Origin of the sequence: Myxococcus llanfairpwllgwyngyllgogerychwyrndrobwllllantysiliogogogochensis (genome assembly GCF_006636215.1) — a bacterium.
Lineage (GTDB): Bacteria > Myxococcota > Myxococcia > Myxococcales > Myxococcaceae > Myxococcus > Myxococcus llanfairpwllgwyngyllgogerychwyrndrobwllllantysiliogogogochensis.
This window is the reverse complement of record NZ_VIFM01000440.1, coordinates 1-5,278: the sequence shown is the minus strand read 5'-3', so window position 1 is coordinate 5,278 and position 5,278 is coordinate 1. Positions and strand designations below refer to the sequence as shown.

Below are 5,278 nucleotides of genomic sequence, written 5' to 3'. Positions count from 1 at the left end.
CCCCGAGATCTCCACTTATGCGATCGGCGGCAGCGTCAGATGGGTATAAGAGACAGGGTGTCAGCGGGGTCAGGTCACCCTGGATGGCGGGGTCACCATCTCCCAGGGGGCCGGCGGCGCGGGCGGCGAGAACAACGGCGGTGAGGGCGCATCCCTGCCGACGACGGGATGTGTGCCCATCCAATAGGGTCATCCGTCGGCTGTCCGACGCTGTTGGACAGGTCGACGCCGCGGGGTGTGCGGTGCTTGAACGCTCGCCCTGCACTCGGGTCCGAACCACATCGCGTCATTCACCTCGTCTTGGTACGCTGACCTTTCTTCCTGGCCCGAGATGGCTTCCGAGCTGAACTGCGAAACCTGTGGTTTTCCCGTCCCCGTGGACACCGGTGTGTGTCCTCGGGACGGCACCGTGGCACTCGCTTCGTTCCACGTCCCACCGTCGGCCCCGGCATCGCCGATGGCGGACGAGCCGAAGGTCGTCGTGCAGAGCACCCTGGAGGCCCTGACGGACGTGCCGAAGGATCCGCTCATCGGCTTGAAGCTGGGTGAGTACGAGCTGCGCGCTCGCATCGGCGTGGGCGGCATGGGCCTGGTGTACGAGGGCATCCAGCCGCTCATCGGCAAGCGCGTCGCTGTGAAGGTGCTCCGTCCGGAGCTGGCCCACTCCAACGAGCAGGTGGAGCGGCTTCTGGCCGAGGCCCGCGCGGTGAACGCCATCCGCCACCGGGGCATCATCGACATCTTCGGCTTCGGCCAGGTGCCGGACGGCCGGCAGTACATCGTCATGGAGTACCTGGAGGGTCAGCCGCTCGACGCCGTGCTGTCGGAGAAGAACCGGCTGCCCGTGCTGGAGGCCCTGCCCATCCTGGACGAGGTGCTCGCCGCGCTGGCCTCCGCGCATGGCGCGGGCGTGGTGCACCGGGACCTCAAGCCGAGCAACATCTTCCTCGTGCGCCAGCCGGACGGCTCACGCTACGTGAAGGTGCTGGACTTCGGGCTCGCCAAGCGGGGCCAGGGCCCCACCGGCCGCACCGCGCAGACGCGCACGGACATGGTGGTGGGCACGCCGGAGTACATGGCCCCGGAGCAGGCGCGAGGCCAGGAGGTGGGTCCGATGACCGACCTCTACGCCCTGGGCGTGGTGACGTTCGAGATGGTGACGGGCCGGCTGCCCTTCGTGGGCAGTTCGCCCGTGGACCTGCTGATGAAGCACGTGGAGGCGCGGCCTCCCCGCCCCTCCGAGTTCGTCTCCGACCTGCCGCCCGCGCTGGACGCGTTCATCCTCCAGATGCTCACGAAGGACCCGGAGACGCGGCCCAACTCGGCGGACGCGCTGCGCCAGCAACTCCACAAGCTGCGCCGCTCGCTGCGCTCCACCCGCTCCAATCCCAGCGCGCTCGCGCCCACCCACGAGAAGCCGCCCTCGGCGGAGGACGCGGCCTCGCGGCGCCCCACCACGCCCGTCCCCGTGCCTCCGGAGCTGACGCCGGAGAAAGGCGCCCGGCCCGCTCCCCAGCCCACCGGCACGCGCAAGTACCTGCCCGTCGCAATCGCCCTCGGAACCTCCGTGGCGCTGCTCGCCGGAGCCGCCGCCATCGTCTTCCGGGAGCCGCCCCGCGCCGTGCCGCTCACGCATGCCGCCGCGCGGGAAGACGTCCCCTCGCGCGAGGTCCTCGCCGAGCCGCCTCCGCCCGCCCCGCTCGCGGCTGGCGCGCCAGACCAGCCAGGAGGCAGCCCGGCCCCGGCCGAAGAAGACGCGGCCCCCAAGCCGCTCGACACGAACGGAGCGCTGGCGGCCACGGCCCACGCGGAGCAGGCACCTCCTCCCACGGCCCGCCCACCGCCCACGCTCGAGGAGCCGGAGACCCCCGCCGTGGCTCGCTCCGGTCGCCCCGCGAGCACCTCCAAGCCCACGGTCAGCGCGGACGCGATGTCCCGGGGCAGGCTCCTCAAGCGCATCGACTCGCTGGAGGAGTCGATGCCGGAACTCATCGGTCAGGGCCGCGTGACGAGCCCCGACGCGATGCTGAATCTGCTGACGAAGTACCGGCGGCAGGCCGAAGCGGCCGAGGACACGGAGACCCGCCGCGACATCAACAAGCGGCTCAACTCGCTGGAGAGCATGTTCATCAAGCCCTGAGCACCGGGCACAACGAGGCCCTCCAGCGCGTCGTGCGCGCTACTCCAGGCAGCCCAGCTTCTGCGACGTCGCGTTGCGAGCCCGGTCCTCGCTCACCAGCTTCCACCCCGCGAGGTCCGCCAGCAGCGTGTCCCGGTCCTGGCGCAGCACCGTGGGGTTCTTGCACTGGCGGATATCCCAGTAGCGATAGAAGGGCGGCAGCGCGAGCTGGAGCTCCGCCAGCTCCGGGAGCTGCAGGTCGCTGAGCTCCTTCTTGAAGAGGGTGAAGGCCGCGTCCTCCACGCCCACGACGCCCCGCTCGAAGTAGAGGATGGCCAGGTCGTAGGCGATGAGCTGGTCCTTCTGCATGAAGGCGTGCAGCCGGTGCGCGGCCACGGTGAGCTGGAGGTTGCCGGAGATGCCCAGGCCCTGGGCGATGCGCATGGCCAGCAGGCGCTCACAGGCGCCCTCTCCCGGAGGCGCCGTCCCCACCGTCGCGCCGACAAAGAGGCGCCACGCCCACGCCGCCCCGTCCTCGCGCGGCGTCTGGAAGTAGCGGGGGCACTCCATGTGGCGGATATAGAGCGCCACCAGGTCCTTCGGCAGGCGCGAGAAGTCCGGGCGGTTGAAGGCGATGGGACGGGGGTTGCGCTCGGACTGCCCGGCGCGGAGGCTCATCCGCTCGCCTTCGATGCTGTGCTTGAGCAGCTTGTCGACGTCGAACTCGCTCTCCAACTGGGGCAGCTTGCTGGCCGTATAGAGATACGTCAGCGGAATGAGCACGCCGGCCAGGCCGAGCATGAACAAGACTATCCAGAGAAGACTCTTCACCGCCCCAGGCTACCAGGGGCAGCACGCTCCCGGCACACGGGTTAAAACCGCACTCACCATGCCCGACTGGCATCCGGCCATCGTCACCTCCCGCGCCCCCGCAGCCGACGGGCTCACCGACCTCGTGCTCGACATCCAAGGCACGCCCCTTGTGGGGACCCACGCGCACCCAGGGCAATACGTCCGCCTCTGCCTGCCCGGAATGGAGGCGGGCCTGTTCGCCATCGCCTCCCCGCCCGAGCCGCGAGGCGCACGGTGGGAGTTCCTCCTCAAGGACGGCAGCCCGCTGCCCGACGCCCTCATCCGCCTTCCGCCAGGCGCCCAGGTCCACGTGTCGGCGCCCGAGGGGAAGGGCTTCCCGCTGGAGCGGGCCCGAGGACATGACGTGCTCCTCTTCGCCACCGGCTCCGGCATCTCCGCCATCCGCCCCGTCATCGCCAGCATCCGCCGCGAGCGGGAGGCCTTCGGCCGCGTGAAGCTCTACTTCGGCGCGCGCACCCCCGGCGCCTTCGCGTACCAGGGAGAGCTGCATTCCTGGGAGGAAGGGGGCATCCAGGTGGTGCGCACCGTCAGCCAGCCCGGCGTGAGCGGCTGGCTGGGCCTCACCGGCTACGTGCAGGCCCACCTCGGCGAGGACACGGTGGGGGACTCCAGGGCCTTCGTCTGCGGACAGTCGAGGATGGTGCAGGGAGTCATGGACGCCCTGAAGGACCGGGGCGTGCCCCGAGAGCACATCTTCTTCAACTACTGAGCGGCGGGCGCCCCGGGGGGCACCACGGAGGCGCCCTCCGCGTAGCGCACGTCGAGCAGCACCGCGGACGGCTCGCTCTCCCCGGTGCGGCTGGCCACCTGCGGCGTCCACGCGGCCACGCCCACCAGGCGCCCGTCCGGGCTGAAGCGCACGCGGCGCACGGACCAGTCGAACGTCTGCGTCCCGCGCGCGGTGGGCTCGCCCTCGGTGAAGAGGTGCACCTTCTTGTCCCAGCCTCCGGAGACGAGCGAGCGCCCGTCCGGAGAGATGGCCGCGGTGGACACCACGCCGTGGTGCACCGGCCACTTGTGCAGCACCTGTCCCGTGGCCGCGTCCACCACCGCGCCCGCGTTGAAGGGCCCCTGCGGCTCCTCCACGCCCTGACGCTCACGCTCGTACACGTTCCTGTCCCGCTCCGGCTTCTGCTCGGAGAGGCCCACGCCCAGCCGCTGCCCGCGCGCGTCCACGGTGACGTCGCTGACGTACGCGGGGAAGGTGAAGTCCGAACGCGCCGCCAGCACCAGCGTCTCCACCGTCGCCGCGCCTTCCGGCGCCGCGGACTTCAGCGTGAAGAGGGCCTCGTGGTTGACCTCGTCGAAGGACACGCCCACCCGCTGCGTGAAGGGAGCGCCCAGCACGCCCTGCACCCCCTGGGGCACGCACGCGTCACACACCGCCACGTCCACGTCGCGCACCACCAGCGACTTGAAGCGCAGGGACTGGCCCCGCGCCAGCCGCGCCTGGGTGGTGCCCAGCGGGCCCGGCACGTCCACCGTCTCCTTCAGGAAGGCCACGTCGATGCCCGCCGCGGTGGCCGCCTCTCCGGTGACGACGATGGCGGGCACGCGCGCGTCCAGCGCGAAGCTGACGGGCGCCTTGCCATTCACCGAGCCGCCCACCACCGCCGAGCCGCCCCGTCGCTCGAAGCGCGCGCGCGTCGCCTGTGAGGACAGGGACTCCAGCCCCGTGCGCCACGCGCGCACGTGTTTGTCCCAGCCGCCCGAATACAGCGTCCCGTCCGGCGCGAAGGCCACCGCGCTCACCGGCCCCTCGTGCCCGCGCTCCTCGGAGGCATGGGCCAGGTCCGGTACGGACAGCACGGTGAGCAGGCCCTTCACGCCCCCCGCCACCAGCCAGCGGCCCTCCGGGTGGAAGGCCACCACGGTGAGCGGCTCCTCGGTGACGCGAACACCGCGAGCCTCGCCCGTGGCCGCGTCGAACAGGCGCACGGCGCCGTCACGGCCCGCGGTGGCGACAAGTCCGCCGTCCGGCGAGAAGGCCACGCCCTCCACGTCGAACTCGTACGCATTGATGAGCGGGTCGCCCAGTTTCCGGGGCGGTGTCTCCAGCGCCCAGATGGACAGGAAGTAGGAGCGCGCGCCCAGCCGCGTGTACGCGACGCGGTGCTGACGGGGCGAGAAGTCCAGGCCCCAGATGAAGTCAGCCCGGTTGAGGATGGGGCCCTTGTCGAGCCCCGCCGTCGCGCCGGTGAGAAACGCGCCCTGCGTCTGCCCCAACCGCGCTTCCACGTCTGGAGCCAGCCGCGCCGCCTGGTGCGCGCACCCGCCGCCCCCCGC

The 5,278-nt window shown here is 71.5% G+C and carries 4 protein-coding genes; 2 read left to right on the top strand and 2 right to left on the bottom strand.

Translation table 11 applies throughout. The features are described 5' to 3' along the window. Nucleotides 1-331: 331 nt before the first annotated feature. Nucleotides 332-2,140: a serine/threonine-protein kinase gene (locus tag FJV41_RS47830; RefSeq protein WP_141649304.1), complete on the top strand. Its 1,809-nt coding sequence runs from the start codon at nt 332-334 to the stop codon at nt 2,138-2,140. 39 nt (nt 2,141-2,179) lie between these two features. Here the strand turns inward: FJV41_RS47830 and FJV41_RS47825 are convergent, their stop codons facing one another. After that, nucleotides 2,180-2,920: a transglycosylase domain-containing protein gene (locus FJV41_RS47825; protein WP_174457408.1), complete on the bottom strand. Its 741-nt coding sequence runs from the start codon at nt 2,918-2,920 to the stop codon at nt 2,180-2,182. An 88-nt stretch (nt 2,921-3,008) separates the two neighbouring features. Between FJV41_RS47825 and FJV41_RS47820 the strand changes: the two genes are divergently transcribed. Continuing rightward, nucleotides 3,009-3,701 carry a ferredoxin reductase domain-containing protein gene (locus tag FJV41_RS47820; RefSeq protein WP_141649302.1) on the top strand — a complete coding sequence of 231 codons (693 nt, stop codon included), beginning with the start codon at nt 3,009-3,011 and terminating at the stop codon, nt 3,699-3,701. Here FJV41_RS47820 and FJV41_RS47815 read toward each other — a convergent pair. Continuing rightward, nucleotides 3,695-5,278: WD40 repeat domain-containing protein (locus tag FJV41_RS47815; RefSeq protein WP_141649301.1), on the bottom strand; the 1,584-nt coding region annotated here is incomplete at its 5' end. The two genes, FJV41_RS47820 and FJV41_RS47815, sit on opposite strands and share 7 nt — an antisense overlap.